Raw genomic sequence first — 454 nt, forward strand, 5'->3', positions numbered from 1 at the left:
TTTCCACTTGGAACTTTTTTAAAAGCCTCTTGGCTTTCTTTTGACTGCTTTGGGTGCTTAGAACGGCTTGTGATCCAGCTAAACCCACGCTTCTTGAGCAGTTTGTAAATATGATCGGTGTGATATCTTATGTTGAACTGGTCATAAATATACTGAGCAATATCTTCCCCCATTAGTCTGCCTCCTTCTGAAGAACTTGCTGACTGTTTTACATAATCTGACAGTGTGTTTAGTTGTTGTAAGGTTAATTTAGCTGGACGACCTTTAATCGGTTTGTTGTTCAAGCCAGTAACGCCATTATTAAGGTAGTTTGAAACCCATTTATTGACACTGCCGCGCGCTGTATTTAGCCGCTTAGCAATATTCGTTCTGTTTTCACCCTCAAAGAATAATGAAACAGCAAGCAGGCGTATTCGCTTTCTCGCATTAGGCTCTTTACGTGATAAAGCTAAAA

The 454-nt window shown here is 40.1% G+C and carries 1 protein-coding gene; it reads right to left on the reverse strand.

Annotated elements, in window-relative coordinates:
- On the reverse strand, nt 1–454 hold a 454-nt coding region (locus H5154_RS24335; RefSeq protein ID WP_182719778.1), incomplete at both ends, for a winged helix-turn-helix domain-containing protein.

The organism is Pseudoalteromonas sp. SR44-5, assembly GCF_014163675.1.
In the GTDB taxonomy this organism is placed as follows: domain Bacteria; phylum Pseudomonadota; class Gammaproteobacteria; order Enterobacterales; family Alteromonadaceae; genus Pseudoalteromonas; species Pseudoalteromonas rhizosphaerae.